The 16,491-nt window shown below is 64.3% G+C and carries 16 protein-coding genes; 3 read left to right on the top strand and 13 right to left on the bottom strand.

The window, feature by feature from the left end; all coding sequences use genetic code 11:
• The first annotated feature begins 1 nt into the window (after nt 1).
• The gene (locus HB375_RS01770; RefSeq protein ID WP_167671232.1) at nt 2–1,396 is read left to right on the top strand and encodes an MFS transporter; all 1,395 of its coding nucleotides are present in this window, start codon (nt 2–4) and stop codon (nt 1,394–1,396) included.
• Nucleotides 1,397–1,515: 119 nt separating this feature from the next.
• Here the strand turns inward: HB375_RS01770 and purH are convergent, their stop codons facing one another.
• The 5 genes from purH to htpX all read right to left on the bottom strand — a co-directional run bounded on the left by purH (nt 1,516) and on the right by htpX (nt 7,780).
• Nucleotides 1,516–3,108, bottom strand: coding sequence for a bifunctional phosphoribosylaminoimidazolecarboxamide formyltransferase/IMP cyclohydrolase (gene purH, locus HB375_RS01765; protein WP_167671231.1), 1,593 nt, complete (start codon nt 3,106–3,108; stop codon nt 1,516–1,518).
• A gap of 105 nt (nt 3,109–3,213) precedes the next feature.
• On the bottom strand, nt 3,214–3,633 hold the full coding sequence (locus HB375_RS01760) for a hypothetical protein (protein WP_167671230.1): 420 nt from the start codon (nt 3,631–3,633) through the stop codon (nt 3,214–3,216).
• 53 nt (nt 3,634–3,686) lie between these two features.
• A complete protein-coding gene (locus tag HB375_RS01755) occupies nt 3,687–5,450 on the bottom strand; it encodes a heparinase II/III family protein (RefSeq protein WP_167671229.1) in 1,764 nt (587 codons plus the stop codon).
• 95 nt (nt 5,451–5,545) lie between these two features.
• On the bottom strand, nt 5,546–6,859 hold the full coding sequence (gene rsmB / locus HB375_RS01750; RefSeq protein ID WP_167671228.1) for a 16S rRNA (cytosine(967)-C(5))-methyltransferase RsmB: 1,314 nt from the start codon (nt 6,857–6,859) through the stop codon (nt 5,546–5,548).
• 3 nt (nt 6,860–6,862) lie between these two features.
• Nucleotides 6,863–7,780, bottom strand: a complete 918-nt coding sequence (gene htpX, locus HB375_RS01745) for a zinc metalloprotease HtpX (RefSeq protein WP_167671718.1) — start codon at nt 7,778–7,780, stop codon at nt 6,863–6,865.
• 132 nt (nt 7,781–7,912) lie between these two features.
• Between htpX and HB375_RS01740 the strand changes: the two genes are divergently transcribed.
• On the top strand, nt 7,913–8,149 hold the full coding sequence (locus HB375_RS01740) for a DUF1674 domain-containing protein (protein WP_167671227.1): 237 nt from the start codon (nt 7,913–7,915) through the stop codon (nt 8,147–8,149).
• A gap of 108 nt (nt 8,150–8,257) precedes the next feature.
• Nucleotides 8,258–9,586 (top strand): class I SAM-dependent methyltransferase, encoded by a 1,329-nt coding sequence (locus HB375_RS01735; protein ID WP_167671226.1) that lies wholly within the window; start codon nt 8,258–8,260, stop codon nt 9,584–9,586.
• Here the strand turns inward: HB375_RS01735 and HB375_RS01730 are convergent.
• The 8 genes from HB375_RS01730 to HB375_RS01695 form a co-directional block, all read right to left on the bottom strand.
• Nucleotides 9,553–11,211 (bottom strand): saccharopine dehydrogenase family protein, encoded by a 1,659-nt coding sequence (locus HB375_RS01730; RefSeq protein WP_167671225.1) that lies wholly within the window; start codon nt 11,209–11,211, stop codon nt 9,553–9,555. The two genes, HB375_RS01735 and HB375_RS01730, sit on opposite strands and share 34 nt — an antisense overlap.
• A complete protein-coding gene (locus HB375_RS01725) occupies nt 11,208–11,684 on the bottom strand; it encodes a thiol-disulfide oxidoreductase DCC family protein (RefSeq protein ID WP_167671224.1) in 477 nt (158 codons plus the stop codon). Before HB375_RS01725 ends, HB375_RS01730 begins: the two co-directional genes overlap by 4 nt.
• Nucleotides 11,685–11,727: 43 nt before the next feature.
• Entirely contained in the window at nt 11,728–12,228 is a 501-nt protein-coding gene (locus HB375_RS01720) for a L,D-transpeptidase (RefSeq protein ID WP_167671223.1), read from the bottom strand.
• Nucleotides 12,229–12,366: 138 nt separating this feature from the next.
• Nucleotides 12,367–12,624 (bottom strand): DUF6356 family protein, encoded by a 258-nt coding sequence (locus HB375_RS01715; protein WP_167671222.1) that lies wholly within the window; start codon nt 12,622–12,624, stop codon nt 12,367–12,369.
• 149 nt (nt 12,625–12,773) lie between these two features.
• Nucleotides 12,774–13,511 carry a hypothetical protein gene (locus tag HB375_RS01710; RefSeq protein WP_167671221.1) on the bottom strand — a complete coding sequence of 246 codons (738 nt, stop codon included), beginning with the start codon at nt 13,509–13,511 and terminating at the stop codon, nt 12,774–12,776.
• Nucleotides 13,512–13,581: 70 nt separating this feature from the next.
• Nucleotides 13,582–15,534, bottom strand: a complete 1,953-nt coding sequence (gene acs, locus HB375_RS01705) for an acetate--CoA ligase (RefSeq protein WP_167671220.1) — start codon at nt 15,532–15,534, stop codon at nt 13,582–13,584.
• Between the two features lie 99 nt (nt 15,535–15,633).
• Nucleotides 15,634–16,047 (bottom strand): DUF1761 domain-containing protein, encoded by a 414-nt coding sequence (locus HB375_RS01700; protein ID WP_343232335.1) that lies wholly within the window; start codon nt 16,045–16,047, stop codon nt 15,634–15,636.
• A 20-nt stretch (nt 16,048–16,067) separates the two neighbouring features.
• Nucleotides 16,068–16,481, bottom strand: coding sequence for an EVE domain-containing protein (locus tag HB375_RS01695; RefSeq protein ID WP_167671218.1), 414 nt, complete (start codon nt 16,479–16,481; stop codon nt 16,068–16,070).
• Nucleotides 16,482–16,491 lie beyond the last annotated feature (10 nt).

Here is a 16,491-nt window from a genome sequence, read left to right as displayed (position 1 = left end):
CATGGAACGGCCCTTGTCGTCGCGGGGCGGGGATGACACCCTCGCGCCGATGAAAGCCGTTCCCCGCCGCGCGATTCTCGGCTGGCTCCTGTTCGACTGGGCCTGCCAGCCCTTCTTCACGTTGGTCACGACCTTCGTCTTCGCGCCCTATTTCGCCGCGACGCTTGCGCCCGATCCGGTCGCCGGGCAGAGCCTTTGGGGCTATGCGACCGCAGCGGCGGGGCTGGTGCTGGCTTTCCTCTCGCCTGTGCTCGGCTCCATCGCCGACGCAACTGGCCCGAAGAAGCCCTGGATCGCGAGCTGCGGCCTCGTTCTCGTCTTGAGTTCCTTCGCGCTCTGGTACGCCGCGCCGGGCGGAGCTTACGCCATTCCCATCGCGCTTGTCGGCTTTGCCATTGGCACGGTCGCGGTCGAGGTCGCGGCGGTGTTCAACAACGCCATGATCCCGCATCTCGTGCCGCCGGAGCGGTTCGGGCGGCTCTCCGGCACGGGTTGGGCCATCGGTTATTGCGGCGGGCTGGTCTCGCTGGTGATCGTGCTCGGCTTCCTCGCCGCCGACGGCACGACGGGGAGGACGTTTTTTGGCCTTACGCCGCTCTTCGGGCTTGATCCGGCTTTGCGTGAAGGCGACCGCATCACCGGGCCGTTCTCGGCTGTGTGGTTCCTGCTCTTCGTCATTCCGCTCTTCGCCTTCACACCGGACATCGTGCGCACGGGCGTGAATTTGCGCGATGCGGCGCGGAAGGGCCTCGTGCAGGTCAAAAGCACTATCGCCGATGCGCGCCGCCATGAGAGCGTGGGCCGCTTCCTCCTCGCCAACATGGTCTATCAGGATGCACTCGTCGCGCTCTTCGCCTTTGGCGGCATCTATGGCGCGGGCGTGTTCGGCTGGGAGGCGACGGAACTCGGCGTCTTCGGCATTCTGCTCACCATCACCGGCACCATCGGCGCATTGATCGGCGGACGTCTCGACGACGCCTTCGGCGCAAAGCCGGTGATCCAGGGCGCCATCGTCGTTCTGTCCCTCGTCTGCTTCGGCGTGTTGTCGCTCGGGCGCGATCACATTCTCTTCGTCGTCGCGACCGACCCGTCCACGGGTGGGCTTTATGGCAGCCTGCCGGAAAAGGCGTTTCTGGCGCTCGGCCTCGTCATCGGCGCGGTCGCGGGGCCGTTGCAAGCCTCCTCGCGCAGCATGCTCGCGCGTCTCGTCCCCGCGCGGGAAGCGGGGCGTTATTTCGGGTTGCTGGCGCTATCCGGCAAGGTCACGTCTTTCCTCGCCCCGCTTGCCGTGGCGACGGCGACATGGGTTTTCGGCACGCAAGCCGCGGGGCCCGCCGTGCTGATCGTGTTCTTCAGTGTCGGCGGATGGTTGATCCGGGGTGTGAAGCGGGTGTGACCTTCACCGCTGTCATCCCGGGCTTGTCCCGGTGATCCCGATACGAAGCGTCTCTCATGAATCGAGATGGCCGGGACAAGCCCGGCCATGACAAGGGTTTGGATGTTCGCGCCTGAGTGCTAGTGCCGAAAGTGCCGGTGCCCCGTGAACACCATGGCGAGGCCTGCGTCATCCGCGGCCTTGATCACTTCCTCGTCGCGCATCGAGCCGCCCGGCTGGATCACCGCGGTGGCGCCAGCTTCCGCTGCCGCGAGAAGGCCGTCGGCGAACGGGAAGAAGGCGTCGGAGGCGACGACGGAGCCCTTGGCGAGGCTCTCCGGCAGGCCTGCGGCCTTCGCTGCTTCGGCGGCTTTCCAGGCGGCGATGCGGGAGGAATCGACGCGGCTCATCTGGCCGGCGCCGACGCCGACGGTGGCGAGGTCCTTCGCATAGACGATGGCGTTCGACTTCACGTGCTTGGCGACGCGGAAGGCGAAGCGAAGATCCTGCAGCTCGCGGTCGGACGGCGCGCGCTTGGTGACGACCTTCAGGTCCATGGCGTCGACCACCGCATTGTCGCGCGATTGTGCCAGGAAGCCGCCCGCGACGGTGCGCAGCGTCAAGCCCTCCTGACGCGGATTGGGCAGGCCGCCCGCGAGCAGGAGGCGCAGGTTTTTCTTCGCGGCAATGATGGCGATGGCTTCTTCGCTCGCATCGGGCGCGATGATGACTTCGGTGAAGATTTCGGTGATCGCCTTCGCGGCCTCCGCGTCGAGCGGACGGTTCATGGCGACGATGCCGCCGAAGGCCGAGACTGGATCGCAGCGCAAAGCCTTTTCATAAGCCTCGCGAAGCGTCGTTCCTTCCGCGACGCCGCAGGGGTTCGCGTGCTTGACGATGACGATGGCGGCGGAGCGTTCGGGCAGGAACTCTGCCACCGCCTCATAGGCCGCATCGGTGTCGTTGATGTTGTTGTAGGAGAGCTGCTTGCCCTGCACCTGCCGCGCGGTGGCGACACCGGGGCGCTGCTCGGGCGTGCGATAGAACGCGGCCGATTGGTGCGGATTTTCGCCATAGCGCAGCACTTCGGCAATCGAGCCCCCGAGCGCGCGATAGGCGGGCGTGTCCTCGCCGAGCTCGGCAGCGAACCAGTTGGAGATCGCGGCGTCGTAAGCCGCCGTGCGCGCATAAGCCTTCTGCGCCAGCTTGCGGCGAAGCTCCAGGCTCACCGCTCCGTCATGCTTGGCGAGTTCGTCGAGAACGGCGGCATAATCGCCGCCATCCACCACCACGGCCACGTCGTTGTGGTTCTTGGCAGCGGCGCGGATCATCGCGGGGCCGCCGATATCGATGTTCTCGATGCAGTCGTCGTAAGGTTTGTTGGCGGCAATAGTGGCCTCGAAGGGGTAGAGGTTCACCACCAGAAGGTCGATGGGCACGATACCGTGGGCGAGCATGGCCGCTTGATGCTCAGGGTTCCCGCGGATGCCGAGAAGGCCGCCATGGACCGCCGGGTGAAGCGTCTTGACCCGGCCATCCATCATTTCCGGAAAGCCGGTGAGGTCGCTCACATCCTTCACCTTCAGGCCCGCCTCGCTCAGCGCTTTGTGGGTGCCGCCGGTCGAAACCAGCTCGATGCCGCGCGCCGCAAGCGCCCGGGCGAAGTCCACGAGACCCGTCTTGTCGGACACGGAAAGAAGGGCGCGGGAAACACGCTTCAGGTCGCTCGGCATGGGGCGGCTCCATCAGGGATTTTTAGATTGCCGGCGCGATAGCACGATGGCGGCGGCAGGGGAACCGGGTAGGCGACAGAAGCGCCGGAACCGGCCAACCTGACCCTACTCGCTCCGCCACCAGTCAATGCGCCAGCCCCGCAATGCCGAGAGTAGCACGAACGCGGCGTAGGGGATGACAATCCAATAGGGACTGGGCGTCGGATACCACCAGGCAGGCGTCGAGTTCAGAAGCGCGACCGCGATCCCTAGGAAGACGATCGTCGCCAGCAGAAAATGTCCTTTGTTCACGACGCGTTGTCGTCCGCTGTAGGGGTGGATTCCACGCTCGCCTCTCCAGAACACGATTGCCAAGGCTATGCACATCGCGGCCGGGACAACGTCAGAGAACAGGCCCAAGCGATGCATCCATAATGCCAAGATCACGACAGAGGCAGTGATCCCATACCATGAGCGTTCGTGAGCCTGGTCTTCAGAGGGATTGGGTTTGCTGAATTGTTTGATGAAATCCCACATCTGATCCATTCCGATGCCCTTAGGGCTACCTTGCGTGCCTCAACGGATTGACAGGTCCGCGCTCAGATCAATTCAGGCGTCGCCGCGCCCTGCTGCGCCTCGGCATTGTAGGGACGTGCCAGGCGCTCGAAGCGCCAGCGGATGGAGGGCGTCTCCAGCGGGCGGATGGCCAGGACGATCTGTTCTGTGCGGCGCATGCCGTCGGAGGCAGCAAGGAAAACGCTGTCCTCGACGAAAGCCTCGCCCGGCGCAACGGAGAACTGCCACGCCTCGCGGTTCGGCAGGAGCAGCATGACCACCCGTCCCCCCTGCGCGCGGCTGGCCTTCACCCCCGGCGCGAGGTGGAAGCGGATGATGACTTCGCCGGGCTTCGCCTCGCCGCCGTCGCTGCGGAAGACGTCCTCGCCCAGCAACGCCTCGCCCTTGGGCGCCAGCAGCCAGCGCCGCTCATGGATGAGGCCGAAGCGGGCGCGATAGCCGTCATGGCTGGCATGAAGGGTCGGGGCGTGTTCGCGCTCGCCGCGCTCAGTGCTGACCTGCTCCGGACCGCTGATGACGACGGGGCCGATCCGCTTCAGGAGCCAGCGCGCCACCGCGCGGTCGAGCGCCATGCCTTTGACCGTGACCATCTGGCAGGAGGAGATGTCGTCGCAGGAGGCAGTGGAATGCGCCACCGTCGAGCGCGCGGCCTGCAAAATCGTGTCGGTGGCGATGCGCGGCGTGCCGCAATTGACGACGATCCGCTGCGGGCCGCTGGAAAACTCGAAGGACAGGCAGCCCGCGCCCGCTTCCGCCGAGAGCAGGGTCGGCGGCACGCCGCCGACATCCGCGATGACGAGCGAGCGCCCCGCCTCCAGCCGCTCATAGCCGGAATAGGGCGCGTGCTGGATCGGCTGGCTGCGCATGTCGTCATAGGTCAAAAGCGTCGCCAGATGGTCCGCTGCTGTCACGCCCATGCCGTTGAAGTGCGAGAGCGTGCCGTCGCCATGGCGGAACAGGCGCACCATCGGCAACATGCGGTCGATGGCGTGCAGCAGCTCTTCCGGCGTATCGACCTCGCGGCTCGCGAACATCTGGCGCAGGGGCAGAAGGTCGAACAGGAGATCAACGACCGCACGCGGGTTGCGGCTGGCATGGCCGCCATCGGCCAAAATCTGACGTTCGAGTTCGCGCACCAGAAGGCGGCTCGACCGTCTCAAAGTCTTTTCTAGCCCCTCGCAGCACAAGCCCGCATAGCAAAGCGCGATGGCGGCGATGAGCTGGTCGTAGGGAAGGGCACCCGCGCGGACATGGCGTTCGAGGTCGCGGACGCTCTGGCCGATGATGCGCAGGAAGCGCTGGTAAAACGCGTGGTCCGCACCTTCGAGAATCAACGGTGACTGGCTGATGAAGGACATCAGCCGCCGCGCCAGCACTTGCGTGTTGGAGGCGACGCTGCGGTCGCCGAGTTTCGAGGTCACGAATTCGTCGACGAGCGAACGGGCATTGGCTTGGGCGAGCGCCGTGCCAGCGGCGCGCAGGTGGCGCAGCCAGCCGAAGCCATAAAGCGTTTCCGCCCAGGCGCGGCTCGGCGGCGCGAAACCGAAAGGCGAGCGCCCGCTGGTCGTGATCGCGCGGCCCGCGAAAGAGAAGAAGCCGGAATAGATGTCGGTGGCAATGGTCGGGTCGGCGGTGCGCAGATCCTGCGGCGCGAAGAGCAGCCGCGTCGGAACCGTGGTGCCGAGGAAAACCTTGGACAGGCCCCAGGCGACGCCGCCACGCAAAGCGCGACCGCTCTCGCTTAAGGCGAGACGGTATAGCCGCCAGCGATCCGGCCCCCAATCCAAGCGTCGCGCTCCTCTTGTCATGCCTAGTCCAACGGCAGCTTAGATTAGGAGTTCTCGCCAATCGGTTAACAACTGGTAATCGGCGGGCCCGACTCTCAAGACTCGCTGTGGATGAACCGCGCCGCGAAGAACCCGTCGAGGCCGCTGCGGTCGTGGTCGGGCAGATCCAGGTGGCAGGGCAGGGTGCGCAGGTCGCCGGCGGGCGTCAGGCACTCAGTCATGCCGCCGATCTCGTCCGGCGTGATCGGCTCGCGCTTCATTTCGGGATGGCGGTTGAGGAAAGCCTCCGCTTGGATTTCACCTTCCTCGGCTTCGAGGGAACAGGTGCAATAGACCAGTCGTCCGCCGGGTTTCAGCAGGCTTGCCGCCTTGTCGAGCAGACGCGACTGGAGGGCCGCGAGCTTGCGCAGGTCATCCCCGTCCTTCGTCCAGGCGACGTCGGGATGGCGGCGGATGGTGCCGGTGGCGGAGCAGGGGGCATCGAGCAGGATGGCGTCGAAAGGCTTTTCGTCGAGCTTTTCTGCGTCGATGGCGCGGGTCGCGACCGTCAGGTTGAGGCGCGCCAGATTCTCCTCGAGCCGCTTCAGGCGCTTGGCCGAGCGGTCGACCGCGAGCACATCGGCGCCGGCGGCGGCAAGCTGCGCCGTCTTGCCGCCCGGCGCGGCGCAGAGATCGGCGATGCGCTCGCCGGGTTGCGGGCGCAGAAGACGGGCGGGGATGGCAGCGGCGGTGTCCTGCACCCACCACGCGCCTTCGTCATAGCCGGGCAGGTCGCGGATCGCGGTGCGTTCGGTGAGGCGCACGCTGCCGGTCGGCAGCAGAATGCCGCCGAGGCGCTCGGCCCAAGCAGCCGCGTCGCCCTTCACGGTCAGATCGACTGAAGGCATGGCGCGATGAGCCGCGGCGATTTTTGCAGCCAGCTCCTCGCCGTAATGAGACACCCAGCCCTCTTCGAGCCAGGTCGGCGTGTCGAGCCAGGCATCCTGCTTGCCTAGAATCGCCTCCCGCTCGCGCGCCACGCGGCGCAGGACGGCATTGATGAGTCCGCCTGCATGCTTCAGTCGATGCTCGGACTGCGCCAGCTGCACGGCGGTGTCGACGGCGGCATGGTCGGGCACGTCGAGATAAAGAATCTGCGCCGCGCCGATGGCGAGAAGGTGCAACAGCCGCTCATCCCGCGCGGCCTTGTCGAGCCGGTCGCGCAAAGCCTGCCCGATGGTGCCGAGGCGGCGGAAGGTGACGATGGCGATGGCGCGGGCCAAGGCTTCATCGCGCGACGAAAGGTTTTCCGCTGGTCCTAACTCATCGAGAACGTCGTCGAGCGGCACGCGGCGCTTCAGCGTCTCGGTGACGGCGTTCCAGGCGAGACGGCGCGGGCCGAGGCCCGCCTGTTCTTGAGATTGATCCACGTCTTAACCCCAGGGTCCGCGGCGGGTGGAGGTGTTCCACGGGCTCGTGGAAGCCTGGCGCGAGAACGCGCCGGGCGCGGCGGTCGCGCCCATCTGCTGCGCCAGCGCCTGCAGAGCGGCGATGCGATTTTCCGTCGCCGGATGGGTCGAAAACAAATTGTCCATACCTTGGCCCGAGAGGGGATTGATGATGAAGAGCGGCGCGGTCGCCGGGTGGCTTTCCGCGTCGGGGTTGGGGATATGGGCCACACCGCCCGCGATCTTGGCAAGGGCGGAGGCGAGCGCCAGCGGCTGGCCGGAAATTTCCGCGCCGATCCGGTCGGCTTCATACTCGCGCGAGCGGCTGATCGCCATCTGAAGAATCATGGCGGCGAGAGGCGCGATGATCGCGGCGAGAAGTCCCGTCATTGCGCCGCCTCGGTTGCCGCGCCCGAAAAACAGGCCGAATTGCGCAAGCGAGGAAATCGCGCCCGCAATCGTCGCGCTGATCGTCATGGTCAGCGTGTCGCGATTCTTGATATGCGCCAGTTCGTGCGCCATCACGCCCGCCAGCTCTTCGCGGGAGAGGGCTTGCAGAATGCCCGTCGTCGCGGCCACCGCCGCGTTTTCCGGGTTGCGCCCGGTGGCGAAGGCATTGGGCTGCGGATTGTCGATGAGATAGACTTTTGGCATCGGCAGGCCCGCCCGCTGCGACAGGGCGCGGACCATGGCGAAAAGCTCAGGCGCGGCGCGCTCGTCCACCTCGACCGCGTGATGGGCAGCGAGCGCGAGGCGGTCGGAGTTCCAATAGGCGAAGGCGTTGGTCGCCACCGCAAGCCCGAGCGCGATGAGCATGCCCGCAGTGCCGCCGAGCAGGTACCCGACAACGCCGAAGAGGGCGGTCAGCGCCGCCAGCAGCATTCCGGTCTTGACGGTGTTCATCGGGGTCTCCACCTCGTTTTTGTTCATCGGGGTCTCCACCTCGTTTTAAGGCCTCTCTGCGGTGATGTGGGGAGGGTTTCGCCCTGTCCCAAGGCCTCGCAACGGCCCCAAAGAGCTGGCATAAGACGCCTCATGAGCACGAACGAGACGACCAAGACAAGCCTTCCGCATGAAATCGCAGGGGCGGCCCCCGGCAAGGACCTCTCCCCCGCCGCCCGGCGGGCGCTTGCAGAGGCGGCCGAGCGCCGCCGCGAGATCGACGCCCGCGCGGCGGAGCTGGCCAAGCAGAAGGAACATCTCGGACGCGGCGGGTTGGAGCCGGTGCGCTACGAGGATTGGGAAGTCAAAGGCCTCGCGAGCGACTTCTGAAAACCGTCTCATCTTTTTCAGGGGGTAACGCGCCCGTTGCCCCTGCCGGGGGCGTTGTTCCCTGGCGAGGGTCCCGTTACGGTGTCGCCGACCAAAGGGGGTAAGGATATGACGGGGGCAAAAGAGCGGCTGGAGATGTTTCGCGATCTCCTGGCCGAGGCTCGGCGGGCGCTCGACCTCTCTTTCGGCTTCGAGTTGTGGGACGGCTCCACGGTCCCAGTGGATCTTGCGCCCCACGCCATGCGCCTCGTGATTGCCCGCGAGAGCGTGATCGCGTCTCTCTTGCGTCGCCCGACCCTCGACACCGTCATCAACGCCCACGTGGCGGGCCTGCTCGATTTGAAGAACGGCACGATCTTCGATCTCGCGGCGCAGCGCCCGCGCGGCAAGGTCGCTCGTCAGCTGCGCGGCGTAAGCAAGCTGAAGGCGCTCAAGACGGCTTTCCAATTCCTGAAAGCGCCCGCGAATATGCCGCGCCCGCTCGACGGGGTGAAGGACAACCCCGATGCGCGCGACGGAAAGCCTGAGACCAACAAGCGCAACGTCGCCTATCATTACGACGTGTCGAACGAGTTCTATCAGCTCTTCCTCGACCCGGAGATGGTCTATACCTGCGCCTATTTCACGCCCGATTGGCACAACGACATCGCCAAGGCGCAGTTCGACAAGCTCGATATGATCTGCCGCAAGCTGCGCCTGCAGCCCGGCGAGCGCTTTCTCGACATCGGCTGCGGCTGGGGCGCGCTCATCTGCCATGCGGCGCAGCACTATGGCGTGAAGGCGACGGGCGTGACGCTGGCCGAAGAGCAGGCCAAGATCGCCCGCGAAAAGATCGCCCGCCTCGGCCTGCAGGAACGCGTGAAGGTCGTGCTGAAGGACTACACGCAGATGGAAGGCGAGTTCGACAAGATCTCCTCCATCGGCATGTTCGAACAGGTGGGCCTGCGCAACCACGCCGAATATTTCAGCTCAGTGAACCGTCTGCTGCGCCCGCGCGGACTTTATCTGCATCACACCATCGCACGCCGCGCCAAGCGCTCCGACAAGGCGTTCCAGAAGCTCAAGCCGGAATACAAGGCGCTCACGCGCTACATCTTCCCCGGCGGGGAACTCGATCATCTCGGCATGTCGGTCGCCAATCTCGAACGCCACGGCTTCGAGGTGCACGACGTCGAGGCTTGGCGCGAGCACTATCAGCACACGACGCGGCTGTGGTGGGAAAACCTCAACGCCCGCCGCGCCGAGGCGGAGGCGCTCGTCGGCCCCGAGAAGACGCGCATGTGGCTCATCTATCTCGCGGGCTGCTCGCTCGCCTTCGAGCGCGCAGCGGTGGGCGTCAACCAGACCCTCGCCTCCAAGCGCACCCGCGGCCCGGCAGGACTGCCGTCGACGCGGGCGGATCTTTATTCGTCGACCGGCAGCAACCAGCCGCGATAGCGCACCAGCCGCCCGAGGAAGGGCAGCGTGATCGTCACGTCGAAGCTATAGCGGCCCTCCTCGTCGACGAAAGCCTTCGAAGGCGTTCGCGGTGCGAGACATTGAGGCAGGCGCAGGGGGCCGATGCGCCATCCGACGACGGCCAGCGTGAAGCCGGATTCGTCAGGCGTCACCTCCAGCTCGAAATCGAACGGGCCGAAGCGCTCATAGACACGCCGGGGCGCGGGACCGGGCTTGAGCGTGCTGTGAAACGCCGAGCGCCCGAAGCGGCGGGTCCAGATTTCCTTGTTGTCGTGTCGCTTGAGCAGAACGTCCGCTGTTTCATCCGGCGTGCCTGCGGGAAACCGAAAAAGCCGCGCGATGATTCTCGCCATCCAATGCGGGGCGCTCTCGATGGTGGCGCGGCCCGTGAGACGGACGAGAGCGCTTGTGTGAATTTTTCGCACAGAAGGCGGAAGGCGCGCGATGTCGGGGCCGATGGCTTTCGCGAACACGCTGTCGCCTTCAGGCCAACTCAAGGCGCGGCGCACCGTGATACGAAAGCGGGCGAATTCGCGTTCAATGGCATCGAGGGAGAGGAGATCGCTCGCGATCCTTGCGCCGCTTGCCGCGATGTGGCCATCGAGCTGGCCGCGGATGAGCGCGAGCGCCGGCAGGACCGGAATGTTGGGGCCGTCGCCGGCCTCCGCGACCAGCGACCAGACGGCCTGAATGGGGCGGCCATCCCGATCTCGGCCTGAGGCTTCTACACTCATGCCGCCGCGATCCGTGCCGAAAGGTTCGAACCAGGATGCGACGGTCTGAAGGAGGAACGCATAAGGACGAAGAGAGCGGATGATCTTCAGGCGCACCGGCAGCGTGAGCAGCCAGAGCCCGAGATGCAGGATGGAAAGCTCCAATCCGGCACGAAAGATGACCGTGCGGGCCGAAGGATAGCGAACGGGCAGAAGGTCGAGATCCGGCGTTTCGCACAAGGACAACCAGCGCGGCCCGGGGCCCGGCATGTCGCGCCTCACCAGCGCGCCCCAGCCGCGGCGCGTGGTCCAACGGCCATCGAGCCGGAGGTGGATGGGTTGTCCCGCATAGGCCAGGATCGCGGCGATCACCGACAGGCCGCGCGGCGCACGGTTGCCGGGCGAGATGGCGAGAGCGATCTCATCGACCTGCCACCAGCCATCCGTCAGCGCCGCCAGCGCTGCGCCGGAAAGGGCCGGCGTCGAGCTCGCGCCTGTCACGGCCAGGACATTCGCCTCGCGCGCCGCCTCATCGAGACCCGTGAAGCCGGCCACGAAATCGCGGGCATCAGCCAGGTCCACATAATGGCAGCCTGTCGCAATCGCTGCGCGCCCAAGATGAGGCTCTTCACCTTGAAATGGCCCGGCGGCATCAATCACGCAGAAGGGCTTTGCTGCGCCGAGCACTTCGAGGGCTGCATTGCGGTCGATGATGAGCGTCTCGGTCCGCCCATGGCCGTAGCGATTCTTGAAATCCTGAATCAGGTTCGCATGACGCTCAGGATTGCGCCCGCCGATGAGCACCACGGCATCCGTTGTGGCGAGAAGGCTTTCGACGAGCCTCCGGCCGAAGGCGCCCGCACCGCCGACGACAAGAATGCGCCGCTTCATGATGCGTTCGTCACGCCGGCATCGTCGAGGCATCGCGCCCGCATTTCAGGCGTCGGCCGCAGGCAGGCCTCATCGCGCCCGAACCAGGCATAGCGATTGCGGGCGATTCTATGGTAAAACAGGTTGCGCAAACCCCTTGGGACAACGTGAAGGATGCGCGTCCATGACAGGCCGCGGAGGTTGCGTGCGATCATCAGAGCCGCATCGGACTTGAAATAGGCCATGCTGTCGATGATGGCGACGTTGGTCTGCGGCTCATCCGGGTCGATGCCGAAGCTCTCGGCCAGCGCACGCCCTTGCGGAGATTGCGTGCGCAGAAAACGGAAGCCGAAGCCGTCGTCCCGCTCCACTACGAAACGCGCCCAGGACGAGCAGAGCACACAAACGCCGTCGATGAGAATGAGCCGGTCCGGCGCGCCGGGCGCAGGCTGAGGTAACCAGCGATCGGGTGTTTCTGGGCAACGAGGTTTCATTGCCCTACCTGTAGCCCAACGCAGACCGGCTTGTAAGAGGCCCCTACCGCTCCACCACCACCCGCGTGCCGACGCCGACCTGTTCATACAGGTCCACGATGTCCTCGTTGAACATGCGAATGCAGCCGTAGGACGCGAAGGTACCGATGGAACTCGGGCGGTTCGTGCCGTGGATCGCATATTGACCGCGGTCGAGAGTGATGGCGCGCGCGCCCATCGGATTGCCCGGCGAGCCACCCGGAATCACGCTCGGCAATCGCGGGTTATCGCGCCTCACCTCATCGGGCGGCGACCAGGCGGGGCGGACGAACTTTCCGTCGACGCGCGCTTCGCCGAACCATTGCTTGCCGAGACGACCGACAGCGACTTTGTAGCGGAAGGCGGTTCCGTCACCGCGCACGAGATAGAGTTTTCGTTCGGCGGTCTTGATCACGATGGTGCCGGGCATCGCACCGACGGGAGAGGGAACGACTTCGCGCGCCATGGCGCCTGCGGAAGAGAGACAGCCGAAGCCGATCAGGATCGCGTAGGCGACCTTCGCCATGTTTCAATCCTCCTGCACGAGCTACGCGCGGGAGAGACGCGAAATGAAGGCGTAAGGTTCCTAGACCGAAAGAGTTAGAATCCCGCGTAAAACGCGGATTCCCGTTCCCATCCTCGTGAGTGTGTCGGCCGGATGTTTTTAGATCACCGGATCCCAGGCCATCATGCGGTCGGCTTGCGCAACCGGACGCGGCGTGCGGTTCGTCATGCGCGCATAGAGGCGCTTCACGGTCGCACTCGCCGTCGTGACACAGAGGAACGGCAGGAAGGCGTGGATCAGCGCTGCGAAACCGGCCGCCAGGAGCGGACCGGCGAAACTCAAGGCGACGAACATATGCTCGACATAAGATTCGCCGACGGATTCGGGGTGCTCGGTGAACAGCCGTTTCAATGACATGGGAATCTCCTTTGGAGGCAGCCATCCTAAGGCCGGCATGGCGCTGGCTCAAGAGCGGTCGGATGCTGAAAATCTCAGGCGGAGAAACGCGTTTCTCCGCCTGACGATCCCGATGCAGAGAGCTCGATGAAGGAGAATGCTCTCTACCTTCAGGAACCTTGCCCCGAAAAAGCGGTCAAGATCCGATGCGCGTAGCCGTCCTTCGGGAGATCTTCAGCAACAACCTTTCGAATGAATTCGTGCTCGGCGACATTTCTCGAAAGAGCGACAAGAATGGCACTGGCCAATGCCATGTCGAGGAGGGTCGCGCGATCATATCGCTCCTTGAGCCAGCGGATGTCGCCCTTCTTTGTCTGCATGAACTCCGATATGGCGAGGATATCGTTTGCTTTTTCCGGTTGGTCGACCAGCTGAGTGAAGCGTTTCACGATAGCGCGAATGTAGAGAGGGTTGCCTGTGGCGAAGGCCGCGCCCCAGAGATAATCCAACTCTGTTGGGTTTCGCACCGTCAGCGTTTTGAGGGATGGAGCGGAGCGGATGAAGGCCTGTCTCTTCTCGTCAAGGCCGATCTGTCGGGCAATCGCCAACCCGCGCTCGGATTGCCCGGAAAGACTGTAGGCCAATGCGAGATCGGCCTGGAGCACCGTCGACGCGTCATTGGGCAGGAGATCGAAACGGCTGGGATTCTCGATCAGAATTCCAGCAATGAAGCCGATAATGGGCGGGTGTGCCGTCCAATCCCCTCCCGCAGATCGATCGAGATCTTGCAAAAGATTGGGAAGCCCACCGACATCGCGACTCTTGTAGAACGAGCGAAAACGAGTGTGGGCCGAAGAGTCTTGCTCCGGAGAAATGGTTTGAGCTTCGGCGCTGGAGAGAATGCCCAAAACTAGGGCCCCCATGAGGAATTTTCTGACATTCGCCATGGGGGCTTTATAGCATAAAAGTGTTATACTGCTACGCCGCCTGCGTGCGCTTGTTCTGGCGGTTCGTCACCAGATCGTCGACGACGCCGGGATCGGCGAGCGTCGAGGTGTCGCCGAGATTGGAGAACTCGTCCTCGGCGATCTTGCGCAGGATACGGCGCATGATCTTGCCGGAGCGGGTTTTCGGCAGGCCCGGCGCGAACTGGATCAGGTCCGGCGAGGCGATGGGGCCGATCTCCTTGCGCACCCAGCCCACAAGTTCCTTGCGCAACTCCTCGGAAGGCACTTCGCCCGCCATTAGCGTGACATAGGCGTAGATGCCCTGGCCCTTGATGTCGTGCGGATAGCCGACGACGGCGGCCTCCGACACCTTGGGATGTGCGACAAGTGCGGATTCGACTTCCGCCGTGCCCATGCGGTGACCGGAAACGTTGAGCACGTCGTCGACGCGGCCCGTGATCCAGTAATAGCCATCCGCGTCGCGGCGGCAGCCATCGCCGGTGAAGTACTTGCCCGGATAGGTCGAGAAATACGTCTGCACGAAGCGCTCATGATCGCCATAGACCGTGCGCATCTGGCCGGGCCAGGAATCGGCGATGACGAGATTGCCTTCCGCCGCGCCGTTCAGCACGTTTCCTTCAGCATCCACCACCTGCGGCTTAACGCCGAAGAAGGGGCGCGTCGCGGAGCCGGGTTTCAGGTTCGTCGCACCGGGCAGCGGCGTGATCAGGATGCCGCCGGTTTCCGTCTGCCACCACGTATCGACGATGGGGCAGCGGCTGTCGCCGACCACGCGATGGTACCATTCCCAGGCTTCCGGATTGATCGGCTCACCGACCGAACCCAAGAGGCGCAGCGACTTGCGCGAGGTCTTCTTCACCGGCTCCTCGCCCGCCTGCATCAGCGAGCGGATGGCGGTCGGCGCGGTGTAGAAGATGTTGACGTTGTGCTTGTCGATCACCTCCCAAAAACGGGAGATCGAGGGATAGGTCGGCACGCCTTCGAACATCAGCGTCGTCGCGCCGTTCGCGAGCGGTCCGTAGAGAATGTAGGAATGGCCCGTCACCCAACCCACGTCGGCGGTGCACCAGTAGATGTCGCCGTCGTGATAGTCGAAGACGTATTCATGCGTCATCGCGGCATAGACGAGATAGCCGCCGGTGGTGTGTAGCACGCCCTTCGGCTTACCCGTGGAGCCGGAGGTGTAGAGGATGAACAGCGGATCTTCCGCATTCATCTCCACGGCTGGGCATTCATCGCTGACCATTTTGGCGGCTTCGTCGTAATAGACGTCGCGACCCGGCACCATGTTCACGGCTGCGCCGGTGCGGCGCACGACGAGCACATGATCGACACCGTCGACACGAGCGATGGCGGCGTCCACGTTGTCTTTCAACGGAACTTTGCGTCCGCCACGCAGGCCCTCGTCGGCGGTGACGACGAAGCGGGATTGCGCATCCTCAATGCGCCCGGCCAGCGATTCCGGCGAGAAGCCGCCGAACACAACGGAATGGATGGCGCCGAGCCGCGCGCAAGCGAGCATCGCATAGGCCGCTTCTGGGATCATCGGCATGTAGATGGTGACGCGGTCACCCTTCGAGACGCCGCGATTGCGCATGATGTTCGCCATGCGGCACACTTCGGCGTGCAGCTCGCGATAGGTGACCTTTTTCGATTCCGACGGGTCGTCGCCTTCCCAGATGATCGCGACCTGATCGCCGCGTGTCTCAAGATGCCGGTCGATGCAGTTATAGGCGACGTTGGTGGTGCCGTCCTCGAACCAGCGGATGGTGACGTTCTCCGGGCCGAAATTGGTGTTCTTCACCAAAGTGAAAGGCTTGAACCAATGGATACGCTTGGCCTCTTCCGCCCAGAAGCCGTTGGGGTCCTTCACCGAGGCCTCGTACTTCGCACGGTATCCGGCGTCGTCGAGGTAAGCGCGGTGCTTCCACTCGGCGGGAACCTCGTAGATCTTCTCTGCCATGGCGTTTCTCCCAGACCTTTGTACCTAGTTGGCATTAGCTTTACGGAAAGAGCGAGGCAGCGGGCAAGCGCTGGCGGATCGGACTTTCGTCGCGAACGATCAGCGCCCGAACGCGCCGATGATCGCTCCCTGGATCAGCATGACTCCGAGCCAGTGGCCCGCGTCGATGACGGTGAGCATCGGCCGTGCTCCGCCAAAGCCGTGATTGACGGCCATGGTGGTCAGAACGAAGCCGAACCACGCGATGAAGGCGGTTGAAAGGCCGCTCGCCACCGTCACTGGCCCGGCGTGCCAGATGATGCCGGAGAGCACCACGGCCATGATGATTTCGGCGAGGAAGGAGACGATGAAAGGAATCGGCGAGGGCTTGCCCGAGGGGCCCATCAATTCGGCCTTGCTCTTACCGAGTGCACTCATCCAGGGCTTGGCGAGCGCCATGTACCAGACTGAGCCGAACAGCCACGCCGCGATTGCCGCAATGAGAATCGCCCAGAGATTGGTTGTTGCGAGCACTTGGGAGCCCCCTGTTTTTGTTACAAACCGCCCATCTTGCAGATGAGCGCCCATTCCGCGTCGGTGACTGGCTGCACCGAGAGGCGCGAATTGTTGACGAGAATCATGTCTTTCAGCTTGGGCTCAGCCTTGATTTCCTCCAGCGTGACAGGTCTCTTCAGCGGCTTCACCGCCTTGATGTCGACCATGCCGAATTTGCCGCTCTCATCCGTGTGATCCGGATAGTATTCCTTGATCACTTCGACGATGCCGACGATCGCTTTGCCCTCGTTCGAATGGTAGAAAAAACCTTTCTCGCCCTTTTTCATGGCCATCAAATTCTGTTTCGCAACGTGGTTGCGCACACCGCTCCAGAACGTGCCTTTGGCGCCCTGCGCCACTTGCTGATCCCAGGACCAGACGGATGGTTCGGATTTGTAGAGCCAGTAAGCCATGGGGGTCGTC

This window comes from Microvirga terricola (assembly GCF_011777495.1).
Taxonomy (GTDB): Bacteria; Pseudomonadota; Alphaproteobacteria; order Rhizobiales; family Beijerinckiaceae; genus Microvirga; species Microvirga terricola.
This window is presented reverse-complemented; position numbering and strand designations above follow the sequence as displayed.